Source organism: Vibrio chanodichtyis (assembly GCF_028863985.1).
Lineage (GTDB): Bacteria > Pseudomonadota > Gammaproteobacteria > Enterobacterales > Vibrionaceae > Vibrio > Vibrio chanodichtyis.
Genome location: NZ_JARBFT010000008.1, coordinates 65,431 through 81,611, shown reverse-complemented (window position 1 = coordinate 81,611; position 16,181 = coordinate 65,431). Strand labels below are relative to the sequence as shown.

General features: G+C 46.4%; 9 protein-coding genes. 8 read left to right on the top strand and 1 reads right to left on the bottom strand.

Going from position 1 to position 16,181, the window contains the following annotated elements; all coding sequences use genetic code 11:
• The first annotated feature begins 3 nt into the window (after window positions 1–3).
• Window positions 4–2,937, top strand: coding sequence for a DEAD/DEAH box helicase family protein (locus PUN32_RS09930; RefSeq protein WP_274722959.1), 2,934 nt, complete (start codon window positions 4–6; stop codon window positions 2,935–2,937).
• A 234-nt stretch (window positions 2,938–3,171) separates the two neighbouring features.
• Here the strand turns inward: PUN32_RS09930 and opgC are convergent, their stop codons facing one another.
• Window positions 3,172–4,374, bottom strand: coding sequence for an OpgC domain-containing protein (opgC, locus tag PUN32_RS09925; RefSeq protein WP_274722958.1), 1,203 nt, complete (start codon window positions 4,372–4,374; stop codon window positions 3,172–3,174).
• 284 nt (window positions 4,375–4,658) lie between these two features.
• Between opgC and PUN32_RS09920 the strand changes: the two genes are divergently transcribed.
• The 7 genes from PUN32_RS09920 to PUN32_RS09890 are packed head-to-tail and all read left to right on the top strand — an operon-like array spanning window position 4,659 to window position 16,114.
• Complete coding sequence (locus PUN32_RS09920) at window positions 4,659–6,350, top strand: glycosyltransferase family 2 protein (protein WP_274722957.1); 1,692 nt, start codon at window positions 4,659–4,661, stop codon at window positions 6,348–6,350.
• 1 nt (window position 6,351) lies between these two features.
• Window positions 6,352–7,716 carry a DUF3131 domain-containing protein gene (locus PUN32_RS09915; RefSeq protein WP_274722956.1) on the top strand — a complete coding sequence of 455 codons (1,365 nt, stop codon included), beginning with the start codon at window positions 6,352–6,354 and terminating at the stop codon, window positions 7,714–7,716.
• 19 nt (window positions 7,717–7,735) lie between these two features.
• Window positions 7,736–9,307: a DUF3131 domain-containing protein gene (locus tag PUN32_RS09910; protein WP_274722955.1), complete on the top strand. Its 1,572-nt coding sequence runs from the start codon at window positions 7,736–7,738 to the stop codon at window positions 9,305–9,307.
• The gene (locus PUN32_RS09905) at window positions 9,292–10,644 is read left to right on the top strand and encodes a DUF3131 domain-containing protein (RefSeq protein ID WP_274722954.1); all 1,353 of its coding nucleotides are present in this window, start codon (window positions 9,292–9,294) and stop codon (window positions 10,642–10,644) included. The genes PUN32_RS09910 and PUN32_RS09905 overlap by 16 nt, the downstream gene beginning before the upstream one ends.
• Window positions 10,645–11,097 carry a globin family protein gene (locus PUN32_RS09900; protein ID WP_274722953.1) on the top strand — a complete coding sequence of 151 codons (453 nt, stop codon included), beginning with the start codon at window positions 10,645–10,647 and terminating at the stop codon, window positions 11,095–11,097. It abuts the gene before it with no gap.
• The gene (locus tag PUN32_RS09895) at window positions 11,091–13,904 is read left to right on the top strand and encodes a response regulator (protein ID WP_274722952.1); all 2,814 of its coding nucleotides are present in this window, start codon (window positions 11,091–11,093) and stop codon (window positions 13,902–13,904) included. Before PUN32_RS09900 ends, PUN32_RS09895 begins: the two co-directional genes overlap by 7 nt.
• Window positions 13,901–16,114: a glycoside hydrolase family 2 protein gene (locus PUN32_RS09890; RefSeq protein WP_274722951.1), complete on the top strand. Its 2,214-nt coding sequence runs from the start codon at window positions 13,901–13,903 to the stop codon at window positions 16,112–16,114. Before PUN32_RS09895 ends, PUN32_RS09890 begins: the two co-directional genes overlap by 4 nt.
• Window positions 16,115–16,181 lie beyond the last annotated feature (67 nt).

Sequence of the window (16,181 nt, the reverse complement as noted above, 5' to 3'; positions counted from 1 at the left end):
GTCATGAGTGATAAACAAAACTTGCTCTACTCTGGCCACAAGCTCTCTTCCGGTGGGGCGGCGGATCCTCTTTTACCGAGACTAATCCAAGCCATTAATCATGCCAGTGAAATCGAAATTTCTGTCTCATTTATTCAACCGTCTGGGCTGGATTTATTGTTTGATCCGCTTTTTGATGCTGTGCAATGCGGTGCTAAGGTCACGCTGCTGACATCGGATTACCTCTCCATCACTCATCCTGTGGCTCTACGACGCCTCATGTTACTGACCGAGCGCGGGGCAGAGTGCCGAGTGTTTGAATGTGGTGAGCACAGTTTTCATATGAAATCGTACATTTTTGTACGTAGCAATCAGGAAGAAATCCTCGAAGGTTGCGCATGGATTGGTTCTAACAATATCAGCCGTACCGCACTTGTCGCCAGTCATGAATGGGCATTACGCCATGATTTTGAACTGCCGAAAAGCTCTCACGCAGCCATTGAATTTGGTCATATTCGTCAACAATTTGCAGCCATATTACATCACCCAAATAGCCAAAAATTAACTCATTCTTGGATTGATCATTACCTCGAACGTTATCAAAAAGCCAAACAGCAACACGGCACAGCAATGCTTGTCGATAGCCAAGAGATTCAACCCGAGCCACCCACACCCAATGCGGTTCAAGTTGAGGCGCTCACCGCACTGAATGCCACTCGTGTCCAAGGCTTCTCTCGCGGTTTAGTGGTACTCGCAACCGGCATGGGCAAAACTTGGTTAGCTGCATTTGATGTACTGCAAACTCAATCAGAAAAAGTCTTATTTGTTGCTCATCGCGAAGAAATTCTCCTGCAAGCAGAAAAAACCTTTAGCCAGTTAATGCCAAATGCAAAAACGGGTCTGTATAACGGATCGATGCAAAATAGCGAAGCGAGTCTCCTGTTTGCTTCCGTCGCAACGCTAGGCAAACAAAATCACCTACAACGTTTTGCCGCCGATCACTTTGATTACATTGTGGTGGATGAATTTCATCATGCGGCAGCGAGAAGTTACCGAGATTTGCTCGCTTATTTTCAGCCAAAATTTCTGCTCGGTTTAACCGCAACTCCGGAACGTTCTGATCAAGCGGATATTCTCTCGCTTTGCGACAATAATTTGGTCTTTGAACGCAATCTCGTGCATGGCATTGATCAAAAAATTCTGGTGCCTTTTGATTATCACGGTATCTACGACCAAGGGATCAACTACCAAGAGATCCCATGGCGTAATGGTAAATTTGCCCCTGACTCACTCGATAATGCGCTAGCGACTCAACGTCGTGCTGAACACGTTTACCAACATTGGCAACAGAAAAAACAAACCCGCACACTGGCTTTTTGTGTTTCTAAAAAACACGCAGACTTTATGACCGAGTTCTATCTGAATAAGGGCGTTAAGGCGATTGCCGTTTACAGTGATTCCAAGGTTCGCCGCAACCAAGCGCTAAACTGGCTAGATTCAGGCAAAATTGACATCCTTTTCTCAGTTGATCTGTTTAATGAAGGCACCGATCTACCGGCTATTGATACGATTTTGATGATCCGCCCAACAGAATCTAAAATTCTTTTTTTGCAGCAGTTGGGGCGGGGATTGCGCCACAGCCTTGAAACCCACAAGAAAAAGCTGGTTGTTATTGATTTTATTGGTAATCATGACTCATTTTTAAATCGTCCGACGACACTCTACAACGTTGGTCATTTAACCGAAGCCTTAGCCAGACATCAGCAACAGCAACAGCAACAGCAAACATTACCTGATGGATGCCATGTTAATTTTGATTTGGCTCTACTCGACTTTTGGCACCAATTAACCAAAAAAATGCGTTTCTCGGTGCAAGAAGAGTATCAACAACTGGCGCATCAACTCGCACATAGACCAACCGCCAGTGAATTTTTCTATCATGGCGTTGAAATGAACAAAGTGCGACAACAAGCGCAAAGTTGGTTTCATTTGGTTGCTAGCCAAGAAAATGATCCAGAATTGAGCACCATGCTCACTCATTATGGTGATTTTCTACTCTATGGTATTGAAACCACCAGCATGACCAAATCGTTCAAAGCGATCTTGCTTGAAGCCCTGCTCGAACTTAATGGGCTACGTACACCACCAACTCTAGCCGCATTAGCTGAACGTAGCTATTTAGTTTTCGCTCGCCAACCAGATTTAATGGCTCAAGAATTAACGGAGAAGGCCAAACAATTTAAACCTACAGATAAAGGCTGGCTCAAATATTGGCAAGAAAATCCAATTAAAGCCTTTACTAACAATCGCACTAAAACCCCCACTTGGTTCACAATTGATGACCAACAGCGCTTTGTGGCTAGCTTTAACATCCGACATCAAGATCTCGCACGATTGCACGATTGCGTACAAGAACTGGTTGATCTGCGTTTGGCCGAATATGGTCAGCGCTCCAAACAAGATAAAGAAAACCTTGTTGCAGCGAAGACCAAAGCCCCCATCATTCCTCTCGTTGCCAAACCCAAAACGGCGGGCACACTCATCCCATTTTATCCAGAGCTTAAAATTGCCTGTGGTCACTTTAAGCACGGCTCTGAAGAGAATGCACAGCTCTACCTTGTCCCAGACGGTTATGGATTGCTCGATCCGACCCGCCATTTTATTGCTCCTGCTTCGGGTAACTCAATGAATGGCGGTAAAAACCCTATTGCAGATGGGGCGTTATTGCTGCTGGAATGGGTAACACCAAGCAGTGCTGGCTCTATCAGTAATCTCACCATAGCGATCGAAACTCAAGATGAGACTGGAGATAACCAGTACTTATTACGAGTAGTGCGTAAAATTGCGCCGAATCAATACGAACTACAAGCACAAAACCCTGATTATCCCAATATGCTAGCGACAGAGATGATGAAAACCTTTGCGAGATTGAAAGCCGTGATTACGCCATCAAATTAAAAAATATTCGGTGGATTGATATGCCCTGCCTACTTGAAGCTGCAGCGGTATTGGCTAGGTTCGTTCACCCCAATCACATCGTTTGTCTATGCTCATGGATACTCACTTGCCGCCTACCTGCAACTCCAAGTGATTTGAGTATAGTGGCCAACTAAAATTGGGGTGTACCTATGCTGCCCCAAATGACTGCGGGTATGGTTGCGCACGATTCTCTATCAGAGATAAACGTCACAACTAATTGGGTATGATATTTTTTAATACCTTGAATTTTGCCATCAACCATAATGCGAGCAGACACAGAGTATGTACTAAAGTATTTAGTACCCAATGCTGTTCCCATAAATTAAATTTAACCCATTGACTCGCCAGCAAGACAATATAAACATGCAAAATAAAGGCATATAATGAATTTTGCCCTAAGACGATAAAAAACCAGCCGAATAATTTATTAATCGGTAGCCAACAATAAGTTAATAGCAGATACAGCGATACAATCAAGCAAGCATTATTTAATATTCTCAGCGGTCCTAATTCATTTTTGGCCGCAAAGTTTTTATACAGCCAATCAAACTGTTCAGCGGGGATAACATGCAGCATAAGATAACTTGGCATAAAGAGATTGGTATGGTTTTGCGCAATAAAAAACATCACCATGGCTATTACGACCATAGCGGCAATAACCCATTTCCCCGTTTGGGTTTTCGCTAAGGAAAGCAGCTCATCTTTATACCAGCCACAACTCATGCCCAGCACATAGATCAATTGCCAAGCCAATAATGGAAAGGCTGAATCAAATTTAGCCGAAACAATATGTTGCTGGGTTAGTTGAAAATAACAGTATAAAAATAGTGATAATATAACTAAATAGAACACTCGCTGAGCATGCAATAACCATAAAAAAATCGGACTCAATAATAATAGATAAAAATACAAACCTAATATTTGAGATTGATGAGGGCCAATTTGCAAAAAAATGATCTGATTGAACCAAGCTTCTTTGATTTGCTCACTCACCGGATACATAGAATAAGCCACACCGGAATAACGATCCACAAAGTGAGTCAGTTCATAAATGTCGATAAAACTTATCCATCCAAGAATAAGTATCGAGAGAATAATAACAATATTAACCACATATAATGTGACTGCTCGTCGAATCAAAGAATATGACACACTCAGCAACGGTTCCGTCTGTAATTGTCGGCGTTTAAGAAAACCGAGCACAAATCCGGAGAGGATCACAAACCCCTCCGCACCAGTGATCAAACCGAATCGCTCCCAAGTTAAAATATTAAACAGCGACATCACCTCAACATGCGCAACCACCATCATCAACATCGCCATGCCACGCAGCATATCGATGCGTAAATCACGTTTATCAACAGAGGGATAAGAGAAATTCAACCTAGCGGGCAATGTGCTTTCATTGACACTCATAAGCTGGCCTTTTTCGATGCACAGCGCTTATCAAGCCAGACAGTATATTGATAAGTAATACTATTGTTTAAAGCACATCCTTGCATATCACTTACCCTTGTCTAGACTCTATTTAATAACATTACTATAACTATGGATAAGACGTGGCAAATTTTTATTTTTCATGTTTTGAAGAAAGGACTCCGCCACCACCACTAAAGCCAAATCCAATCATCGAATTTACTTGGCAGTTGCTCTCTGTCGTGACACTGGTTTTCGGTGCCAATTATATTCGCTGGCGGTGGATGGAATCATTAAATTACGATGCGCTATGGTATGCGGTCCCTCTTGTCGTAGCCGAAACACTGGCCTTTTTGGGTTCGATTCTATTTACTATCAACCTCTGGCAAGTGAAGGATGTGGCCAAGCAAAGTGCCCCAGACTGTATTACTCAATGTGTTGAGCCTGAACAAAATATTGAGCCGCGAGCGATTAAAGTCGATCTGTTTATTGCCACCTATTCCGAAGATACCGAATTAGTCCGCTTATCAATTCAGGATGCTAAACGCATCACTTACCCGTTCCCAATCGAATATAAAATCCATGTGTTAGATGATGGTAAACGTCCGGCCATGAGATGGGTGGCAGAGCAAGAAGGGGTTAACTATCTGTGCCGAGAAAACAATATCGGTTTTAAGGCAGGGAACCTACGCAATGGCATGGAACAAACCGATGGAGATTTCATTGTTATCTGTGATGCGGATACGAGAGTTTTTCCATCCCTATTAACCAATACACTCGGATATTTTCGGGATCCATCGGTCGCTTGGGTGCAAACTCCGCAATGGTTTTATGACTTACCTGCCGGAAAACGCCTTCCGCTCGTGCTTAAAAAAAAATTAGGCCGCCCAGGTCAAGCCGTCGGTTGGTTGGTCGAGAAATTGATCGGGCCAATCACACTAGGCCACGACCCCTTTTTTAATGATCCACAAATGTTTTATGACGTGATACTGCGGCGTAGAAACTGGGCCAATGCGGCCTTTTGCTGCGGTGCGGCATCCATTCACCGCCGCGAAGCGATTATGCAAAGCGCATTACGCCGTTATGCGCTTGCGGTCGAATCGGAAATCTCCCATTTTACTCAACAAATCACCGATGAAGATCTGCGTGATGAATTAAGTCAAGCAATGAAAAAACACGTCGCGTATGACACTGAGTTAACGCCGTATAAATTTCATGTCTCTGAAGATATTTACACATCGATTTTGCTGCATGGCGACCCGGAGCGGCGTTGGCGTTCCGTGATGCACCCTGAGGTTGAATCAAAAATGTTATCTCCCCAAGATTTGTTAACTTGGATGATCCAACGTTTTAAATACGCCGCCGGTTCACTCGATATTCTGCTGCATGATCCGATTTTCCATAAAGCGAACTTTAAATTAAGCATGGCGCAGAAACTGATGTACGGCACCACCTTTTGGTCGTATCTCGCCTGCTTGTGGAATGCGGTGTTTTTAATCTCACCGATCATCTATCTGTTCACCGGGATCCCGCCGATTTCAGCCTACTCGACGCCATTTTATCTGCACTTTCTTCCCTTTTTCTTGTGCTCTGAACTGGCTTTTATGTTTGGCACTTGGGGAATTTCCGCATGGGATGGCAAATCCTCCTATCTGGCATTGTTTTCCATGAACCTGAGGGCATTAGATACCGTGCTGCGCGGGGAAAAAATTAAATTTCACGTCACGCCTAAAGAGCGCCAGCAAGGCAACTTTCTGGCGTTAGTAAAACCACAATTATGGATTATTGGCTTAACCTTGTTCGGTATGGGTTGGGGAGGCTTACAACTCTACTTGGGCAATGTCGAATCACCTTCTGGGTATGTGATTAATCTATTCTGGGGTGGTGCGAATATTGCCGCGATGCTGCCGATGGTGTTAGCCGCAATTTGGCGACCAGAAGAAAATGGATCCCCCTCCGCGCAGGAGGCTAGCTAAGATGTCTTGGAAACAGAATTTATTGCGCGCGCGCAGTTATATTGCAGTGATGCTCGGTTTTTTGATTGCTTTTTATGTGGTGCTGCAAGTTGAAAATCACATCGAGCCAACCCGATACGTGCCAAATCATTTAACCCTGAGTAATGATTTCCCACTCCTGCCTCCACCACGACAATTAACCTTTAATGAAGCGATTTGGGCCCGAATTGCTTGGCAGTATTTTGTCAATAATTTACACCCCAACGGCTTACTGAATGCCGTTGATAACCAACCCTACTCAACCATGTGGGATACAGGCAATTATCTGATGGCGATGATCAGTGCCGAACGACTCGGGATAATCTCCCGCACTGAACTCAATCATCGGCTGCAAACCCAACTCAAGACTCTTGCTTTATTACCACTCACCGATGGCAAGTTACCGGCGGTGTATTATCACTCCCAATATCTCACCCCACAGCACAGTTTAGATCACAATCCACGTCAACCGGATTGGTCTGCTATCGATCTCAGCCGACTCATGATGGCCTTGAATATGGCAAGCAGGCTCTATCCTGAACATTCCGCGGCAATTCAACAATTGACTGGTCAATGGCAATTTGATGCCCTTTTCATGCAGCGTGAATCCAAAAAAATCCTCAGTTTACAGAAGCCTAAAACTTGGCGACTGATTTCACAGGCCAATCGCCCCAGCTATGGCGATCAGTTGTATGCGCTTAGCAGCTTGCGCCAAACCCATAGGCTGGCTGGCACTGTGCTGAGCACTCCACAAGCCAACCAACGGTTTATCAATATCGATGGACTTAACATCCCTTATGAAGGTTTTTCATCGATTGCCGGCATTAATCGCCCCGTCGTCTCTAACTTGCCTCTGCTGTTAATTGGGTTAGAAGTAGGATTTGATCTGGACTCAGCCGAAATGAGCTGGCGGATCATGAAAGTACAAGAAAACCGTTATAACAGCGTTGGCGATTTGGCGTATTTAGGGGTTGATTATGCAGCGCAGATCCCGCGCTTTATCGATAATTCGAACCCGAACAAATCACCTAGCGCGATTGATAACGCTCGCCGAAAAATCAGTGCAAGCGCACTGCAACTTTCTACCCGCTCAGTATTTAGCGAATACGCTCTATTTGGCACACCATGGAATACCCGCCAGTTGCAGCGGTTAATCACACTCTATGAACCCGGTCGAGGCTGGTATGAAGGTATTACGGCGGACACCCAACAACGCAGCGATATGATCAGTGCGACCACCAATGCCGCGGTTTTAGAAAGCTTGGTCTATATCTCCATGGGCCCATTATTTTGCCAAAACTGTATGCCGACATCCGTTGCCACTCCCGCTGACGATCAGCAGCCATAATTTGCGATAAGGAACGACTATGCCTATTTACTTTACTGTCCAATCGTTTAGCAACTTACTGCTGATAACCAAACAGCTATGTTTAGTCAGTTTACTAGTAATAACCCCACTCGCGATGGCCAGCATCCAGCTACCCGCAGCCGATTATCCTCCCCGCCACGGAGAGCTAACACCGCGTGAGCAAGCGGTTGCCAATAAAGCATGGGCTTATTTTGTCAGCAATTATCAGCCAGCAACGGGGTTAGTCAACGCGGTCAATAATTATCCATCAACTACCATGTGGGATAGCGCCTCCTATCTGGCCGCACTCACCTCAGCACGAGAACTTGGCATTATCAATAAAGAGGAGTTTGATCATCGTTTGCTTAAATTCCTCGCTACCTTGAATACATTGCCGCTGTTTCAAAATGAATTACCAAATAAAGCCTATCACACTGAGACCGCGCAAAAAGTTGACTATCAAAACAAACCTGGCGAGATTGGCTTTTCTGCCATCGATATTGGTCGGATGCTACTGTGGCTGAAAATCATTAAGGAGCTCTACCCTGAATATTCCAATGATGTTGACAACGTGGTACTGGGCTGGGATTTCAGCAATGTGATTAATGATTGCGGAACACTGTATGGCGCAATGCTGGATGGCAACAAACGCCCGATCTACGTTCAGGAGGGACGGCTCGGTTATGAAGAATATGCCGCTAGCGGTTTCCAATTGTGGGGCTTTAAAACCTGCCAAGCTTCGCGTCCAGAACCTTATCAGTTAGCCGATATTTATTGTGTGCTAGTACCGTATGATGCGCGCGATCCACGCACTAGCAATCAACATAACTATGTGGTTGCAGAATCCTATGTACTGCATGGCCTAGAAATGGGTTGGGACACCAGTGATGATCGCTCCAACAATAACAAAAAATATAGCCACCCTTGGATGCAGGATTTTGCCAACCGAGTATACCAAGCGCAGGAAAATCGCTATCAGATCACCGGCCGCATGACTGCACGCTCAGAACACCAACTGGATAAAGCCCCCTACTTTGTGTACGACAGTGTCTATTCCGATGGTTTTGATTGGAACACGATTACGGACAGAGGTAAGTATGTACCTGAAATGGCAGCCATTTCGCTCAAAGCAGCCTTAGGAATGTGGAGTTTGTGGCAATCGCCTTATACCGATAGATTGTTTGATGCGATTGAAAATGCCAATGAACAAGACAAAGGCTTTTACGAAGGACTGTATGAAAATGGTAATGGCCCGATCCGAACCTTCACCGCCAACAATAATGGGATCATGCTCGAAGCATTATTGTTTAAAAAACAGGGCCGCATTTTAAAATTCAACACCAATAATCCGCAGGATGCGCAATATGCGCCTTCTCTGTGGGATAAAACCTTGGTCAATGTGTTCGATGAGAAAAATACGCCCTTTAATCGTCCATTTATTCAACCTGACAAAAATTTAAAAAACTGGTGTCAACAAACGGGCATCGCATTACGCGATGCACCTACATGCCAAGCGTGTCAATGTCCACAATGTGATATTGATGCCCCTGTAAAATTGCCGCCGGTAGCAACATCATGCTTAAGACCATAACGCTGATCCTCGCACTGACAGCGGCGATCATCTCAGCCGCACTGATCACAATCAATGTGCGTTCTGATGGTACAGCATTGATCGATGAAGGTGCGCTGAGCCATGAACAACGTCAGTGGGCTACCACGGCTTGGCGTTATGTGCAAAATAACACCCAACCAAGTTCTGGTTTAGTCAATGGCAAAGATCGCTATCCAGCGACCACACTTTGGAATCTCGGCGATACTTTGATTGCCCTAACCAGTGCCAGACGACTTAATCTGATCAGCCAAGCCGAGTTCGATGTACGGTTATCGGCTCTATTACGCACCCTTAGTAAGCTACCACTAACCACTGCAGGTACTCCTAACTCACTGTATAACAGTGTCGATGGCTCATTAAATCAACAGCAACCCACGACAACCAAAGCTCAGGATTTAGCGCGCTTACTGATTGGAATGCGGATGTTGCTCAGCCATTTTCCGCAGTACCGCACCTATCTTGAGCGCAGCGTAATGCGCTGGAACTTCTGCCCGATTATCGATAATCAAGGCTTACTGCAAGATGGCCAGCAACAAAATAACCGTTGGAAAACGCAGGCCATTGCCGATATTGAATACGCTGATTACAGCCGTGCTGGGTTTTCACTATGGGGCTTTGAACTATCACAACAGCCCTTGCCGTTCAAAAAAGCCATCATGTCTGGATTTGTGATTGATTATACCCCCCGCGATCCTCGTTTAGGCGGTGGGCCAGCCGGTGTGGAGAGCACTCCCTATATTGTGACTGGCCTTGAACTTGGCTGGAAAATGCCTGATAACTCGCTGGCAAGCACGCGTATGCAAACGCGCGCGAAACGGGTTTATCAAATACAAGAAAAGCGCTGGCAACAAGATCAGATCCTCACCGCGCGAGCACAATACTCCCGCTCAGTTGCCCCTTGGGAGATCTACGATAGTATTTTTGCCAATGGCTATCCTTGGAATACGCTCGCCGAGGGCACTCGTTACACGCCAGAATTAGCCCTTCTTTCAACCCGGGCGATTTTTGGCTTGTGGGCTCTGTGGGACACCCCCTATACCCAAGCCTTGATGCAGTTAGGCAATCTACATCAAGATGCCGAGCATGGCTGGTTTGAAGGACGCTATGAAACCAATGGTAGCCACAACCGCACCTATACTCTCACCACTAACACTCTGGTACTGGAAGCCATCTTATTTAAATCGACTGGCAAACCGCTGATCCGCTCGGTCGCCTCAGGCGGTTATCTTGAAGCACAGATGCACAATATTTTTAACTGGCCGCGTAGGTGCTTGCCACAGGAGCGAAACCCTCAGCCGATGCAAAAGGAAGAGTAAATGGGCATCAATTACGCAGAACTGTTCAATAGTAGCTACGCACGGATCATGGCCAGCGATAAGGGTGATCGCTTCTTCACCCATTTCTATGCCTTATTTAGTGCCAGTCACGATGAGGATATTGCCCCTTTAAGTCAGGCGGTTCGTTTAGAAAAGCAAAAAATCATCTACAAAACCTTTTTCTATATGCTTTCGGTTGCCAACACCCATGTAGTCGCTGATTATCTGATCCAAATCACCCGCGATAACCATCCACAAAACCTCAACCTCGCTCCTTCTCGCTATGCATTATGGCGTAAATCGGTACTGCAAACCGTGCAGCATCTCGACCCACAATGGGATGAAGAAACGCTCACCGCATGGGCGGTCATTTTAGCTCCAGGGCTTGAATTTATGCGCCGCCAGGCCGAGTTGTACCACAAAACATCTATTCAGGAGGCTCGCTCATGCTAGGCCATCGGCAACTGCATACGGCACTCAACGCGCCCAATATCGCGTTAGCCATCTATGATCAAGATGAAAAATTACAATATTGGAATCAAAGGATCCTTGATTTTTACCCCGCGCTAAAAGATTGGCTACACATAGGGATTAAGCTCAGCGATGTCCTGCAGATGATCATCGAGATTGCCTACCCAAGCATACACGCGGAAAGCAAAACCAGAATGCTAGAATCGGTACTGGCCAACTATCGACGTAATAATCACTATGAAGTAAGACGTGTCACCACGCGCACCCTTTATATCCAATATCAGCGCACCCCTGACGGGGGAATTATTAGCTCACATACCGACATCAGCCACTACGCCGACATCATCAAAAATGAGCAGCGGCTGCATAATGATTTTATTCTGGCGGCAGAAACATCTCGCATTGGGATTTGGGGCTGGCAATACCAGAGCGATGAACTACAAGTCAACCCAGCACTACTGTTGCTACTGGGGATCCAGAGTGATACCCACATCATGACCAGTGCGTTATGGGCTCACGCTTTCCATCCAGATGATCTACCTCGACTTCACCAAAGCATCCATGATGCAACACGAGCGGTACTGCCAATTTTTACTTGCGAAGTGCGCGTATCACGCCCGCAAAATACCTATGGATGGGTATTAATTCAGGGGCAAATTGTTGCCCAAGACTTACAAGGCGCGGTGCAAAGAGTGATCGGTACCTTGCAAGATATTTCTGAGCAAAAGAATGCCGAAGCCGCTTCGCGCCAAGCGGTGGAAGTAGCCAAGGCTGCCAATCAAGCCAAAAGTGAATTTTTAGCCAATATGAGCCATGAAATTCGTACCCCAATGAACGGCATCTTGGGCATGACTCAATTGTGTTTAGAAACTGACCTTACACCAGATCAGCGCGATTACATTAATATGGCGCACAACTCAGCCAGTGCCTTATTAAATATCATTAATGAAATTCTCGATTTCTCTAAAATCGAGGCAGGCAAACTGATCCTTAATAATGAAGAATTTGCGCTGCGCCCACTGATTCAGGAGATTACCCGCCCACTAGCGGTTAAATTTGCTGAAAAAAATCTTGAGTTGCTGGTCGATATTCACCCCGATGTGGCAATTGAAGTTCACTGTGATCCGCTGCGATTACGACAAGTACTGACCAATCTGATCGGCAATGCACTGAAGTTTACCCTGCGCGGTGAAGTCGTATTACGCATTGTGGTTGATCCTGAAATTCCTAATCGGCTTGTCTTTAGCATTACTGACACCGGCATCGGCATTGCGGCCGATAAACAGAAAGTGATCTTTGAATCTTTTAGTCAGGCGGATAATTCCACCACCCGCAAATATGGCGGTACCGGATTAGGTTTAACTATTTCATCCCGATTAGTCGAGAAAATGGGCGGAGAGCTAAAATTAACTAGCCAAGTTGGCCAAGGGAGCTGTTTTTATTTCTCACTCCCTGTATTTGCAGATATTCACAAAAAGACCCTATCTTGGCCGCCGATTTTATCCGGGGTCGATGTGTTGGTGGTTGATGATAATGATACCAATCTGCGGCTACTCTCTGGGCTATTACGCAACATGGGGCTCAAACCTGTGGTAGCAAGCTCAGGCAAACAAGCACTGGAAATAATGAATGCCAGCCCGACCTTTCCCCTCGTGCTATTAGATGCGCAAATGCCGGAGATGGATGGCATGGCTTTGGCACTGGAAATTATGTATTCACCAAGGCTACGTGCAAGTAAGTTGATCATGCTCAGCTCAACCGGCAATCGCCTAGATCGGGAAGTGCTCAAAAAAATCGGGGTCTGTTTTTTACTCAGTAAACCTATCGATGCTAAAGAGCTATTTGAAACTATGGTGCAAGCCTTTTTATCACGGCCTCTAGAGCAAATCACGACCAATCAAACCTCTAATACACCATCTAATAACCGAGTTGAACCCGCCACACGGCTCACCCAATTAGCCACTCCACGCACGCAATCCTCAGCCCATTACCATCTGCTGATCGCGGAAGATAATCTGGTCAATCAAAAATTGGCGCTCCATTTTATTGGCAAATTAGGTCATAGCGCCGAGATTGCCAATAATGGTCTAGAGGTGCTAGAAAAACGCCAACGTGCCCACTACGACCTGATCCTGATGGATCTTCAGATGCCGGAAATGGATGGCTTTGAAACCGTATCGGCCATTCGCCACAGCGAAGCGGCGCACTCATCCACCAACCCAGTGCACCAACCGATTATCGCGATGACGGCCCATGCGATGAAAGGCGATCAAGAGCGCTGCTTACAACACGGTTTTGATGGCTATATTGCCAAACCGATCCGCTTGGAGTTATTAGCCGAACAGATTGCCGCGGTCATGGCCTCTAGCTCTAGCTCTAGCTCTAGCTCTAGCTCTAGCTCTAGCTCTAGCTCTAGCTCTAGCAACATAAGCTTAGATGTGAGCACGCCACCAATAGTGGATATCAGCGCAGCGTTGGCACAACTGAATAATGATCAGCCATTATTTCAGCAACTGGCGCTGATGTTCATCGATGAACTGCCCCATTTGCAGGCAGAATTGAATGCCGCGATCACCAAACAGTCGTTTGAAGAGATCCGGCGCTGTGCCCATCGCTTTAAAGGCGAAACACTGCATTTTGCCTGTAAAGCACTAGAAAACTGCCTTAAAGAGATTGAATTTTCGGCGATTGCACAGGATATGCCATCGATCATGGTTCAACAGAGGCAACTGGAACCCTTGTGCCTACAACTGCAACAGGCACTACGCACCACGTTGGAGGCTAAATGACGCACATCTATCGCGGAATAGGATTGTTGGCTTTAATGCTGCAAGGTTGTGCTTGGTTTCCATTACACACTACTCCAAATACCTACTCCCTTGATGGTCAATGGCAATATCACGATGCCAATCCGCCGTTTGACGATATACGCGCCACCAATCGGCCAGCAACATGGCAAACCATTGCGGTGCCGGCCAACTGGTACAGCGCGGGTGTCGATCATCATGGTTCACTCTGGTATCGCACGGAGTTTCGCCAACCAGCACTGCGCGCCGATCAATTAGCTACCCTGATTTTTGCTGGGGTGGATTATCAGGCCGAGGTTTGGCTCAATCAGCAACGCATCGGGCAACATGAAGGCTATTTTCAACGTTTTCAGTTTGATGCCACCAACCTATTGCAACAACAAAATGAACTACGAGTCAAAGTCACCAGCCCATTTGAACCCATCGGCGAGGTTTGGCCGCTGCATAAGCAAGCGATCAAGGGAGTATTATCACAGCATGATACGCGCCCGGGCGGCGCTTGGTCGAACCAAGGGCAAGATGCCAACTCAGGGGGAATTTGGCAACCGGTTACTTTGCATATTAGCCGTGGTGCAGTGATTGATGACACGATAGCTATCGCCGAATGGAGCCGTGGACTGGATCATCCCGCATTAAATATTCGCCTCAATTATCGGGTTAATCATCCGCGTGAGGCATTACTGACGTTACGCGTAGTACCGATTAATTTTTCAGGCCAACACTATCAATTAACGCAGACGGTGCAATTGCATGGTTCTGCGCACAACCCAATGTCACTTTCTGCCGCAATACCGATGCCAGACGCCAAACTGTGGTGGCCATACGGCTATGGCGCACAAAACCTATATCGTATTGAGGCCACGCTATCTGATGCTAATGGCCTAATGGATCAAAAAATTACCCAAACTGGGCTAAGAGAAATTCGCGCTACGCCGGATCAAAAAGCCTGGTTGCTCAATGGTCATCGGCTGTTTATCCGAGGCACCAACTATATTGGATCGCCTTGGCTCGGCACCATGACTGCAGCTAACTATCAACGCGATTTACAACTGATGCGTAAAGCCAATATCAATGCGGTGCGAGTGCATGCGCACATCGCCAGTCAAGCCCTGTACGATCAAGCGGATCAAGCCGGCATGCTGATTTGGCAAGATATGCCGCTGCAATGGGGATACGATGACAGCCCCAGTTTTGCGCAAAAAGCCGCTCAGCAGGCCAAAGATTTACTGCGACAATGGGCAAATCACCCATCAATCATTGTATGGTCAGGTCAAAATGAACCGCCCTTTGACTCGGTTTGGATGAAACAGAAATTCGCCGATTGGACGCCAGATTTAAATCGGCAGCTCGCAGCAACCGTTGCTGCCGCATTAAGTGAAGATCAGAGCCGGATCATTAATCGCTGGTCTGCAGTCAGCGAACACTACTGGCAAGGTTGGTATTTTGGCGTCGCAAACGATTTTTTGAAAGTGGCCAAAAACTCGATCATTAGCGAATTTGGTGCTCAAGCACTACCCAATCTCACCACCTTACGCACGATTATTCCCGACCAGCAAATGTGGCCTACCAGCACCGACCCTAATGATCCGGGTTGGGATATCTGGCAGTACCATAACTTTCAGCCATTAGAAACCTTTCGCAATGCTAAAATATCCCGCGGCAACACGATTAAAGAGTTTATTGCCCATAGCCAAGCGTATCAGGCCAATTCTATCCAACTGGCCGCGGAGAGCTATCGTCGGCAGCGCTATCAACCTGTCGCCGCGCTGTTTCAATTTATGTTTAGCGAAACTTGGCCTTCGATTAACTGGGCGGTATTGGATTATCAACGAGTCCCCAAACCCGGTTATTTTGCGTTACAGAAAGCCTATCAACCTGTGCTGCCTTCAATTGAACCGATCACCCTCACCTGGCAGGTGGGCAAAAGTGGCAAAATTGGCCTATGGGCCATCAACGACCGTTGGCAAGATTACCGCGATGCCAAACTGCGTTGGCAAGTATTACAAGATGAACGTAAATTAGCCGAAGGTGAACAATGGCTCGATCTACTGGCAGACACTGGTTTTAAAGTGACAGAACTGACGATCACGCCACGTTCAAGCCAGCCTTTATTGCTGGTGACTGAACTGCAGGACAGTGATGGCCATTCATTAGGCAAAAATAGCCGCTACTTTACCATTACCACTCAATAATTCGCGCTAAGTGATTCGGTTTGAGCAACTTAGCGCCGCAAGGTTTAGCGCGCGGACCTAAGAGGCT

Excerpts from the sequence above, each read along its gene's own strand:
- PUN32_RS09915 (WP_274722956.1), top strand. The coding sequence starts at position 6,352 with ATGTCTTGGAAACAGAATTTATTGCGCGCGCGCAGTTATATTGCAGTG.
- opgC (WP_274722958.1), bottom strand. The coding sequence starts at position 4,374 with ATGAGTGTCAATGAAAGCACATTGCCCGCTAGGTTGAATTTCTCTTAT.
- PUN32_RS09930 (WP_274722959.1), top strand. The coding sequence starts at position 4 with ATGAGTGATAAACAAAACTTGCTCTACTCTGGCCACAAGCTCTCTTCC.
- PUN32_RS09900 (WP_274722953.1), top strand. The coding sequence starts at position 10,645 with ATGGGCATCAATTACGCAGAACTGTTCAATAGTAGCTACGCACGGATC.
- PUN32_RS09895 (WP_274722952.1), top strand. The coding sequence starts at position 11,091 with ATGCTAGGCCATCGGCAACTGCATACGGCACTCAACGCGCCCAATATC.
- PUN32_RS09905 (WP_274722954.1), top strand. The coding sequence starts at position 9,292 with ATGCTTAAGACCATAACGCTGATCCTCGCACTGACAGCGGCGATCATC.
- PUN32_RS09890 (WP_274722951.1), top strand. The coding sequence starts at position 13,901 with ATGACGCACATCTATCGCGGAATAGGATTGTTGGCTTTAATGCTGCAA.
- PUN32_RS09920 (WP_274722957.1), top strand. The coding sequence starts at position 4,659 with ATGGAATCATTAAATTACGATGCGCTATGGTATGCGGTCCCTCTTGTC.
- PUN32_RS09910 (WP_274722955.1), top strand. The coding sequence starts at position 7,736 with ATGCCTATTTACTTTACTGTCCAATCGTTTAGCAACTTACTGCTGATA.